Genomic DNA, 249 nt, shown 5'->3' on the forward strand with positions numbered 1-249 from the left:
GCCAAAGGCAAACTGAAACAAGTTCGTGTGATTCCTAAATATCATGCATATGTAGTGGAATTGGTGGTAGATGCTCCTTCCAAAATATCATCCGTTGAAGAGAATGAACGTTATATGGGAATTGATTTAGGCATTGATAACCTTGCAACTATTGTCACAAACACAGGTATGAAACCTGTTCTTGTGAAGGGCAAGCAGATCAAAAGCATCAATCAATTCTACAACAAATTAAAGAGTGATTTTACAAGT

The 249-nt window shown here is 36.5% G+C and carries 1 protein-coding gene; it reads left to right on the forward strand.

Annotated elements, in window-relative coordinates; all coding sequences use genetic code 11:
• A partial coding sequence (locus CN326_RS23855) for a transposase (RefSeq protein ID WP_141525132.1) occupies positions 1-249 on the forward strand: 249 nt, incomplete at both ends.

The sequence above is a fragment of the Bacillus sp. AFS018417 genome (genome assembly GCF_002560985.1).
Classification (GTDB): domain Bacteria; phylum Bacillota; class Bacilli; order Bacillales; family Bacillaceae_G; genus Bacillus_A; species Bacillus_A rhizoplanae.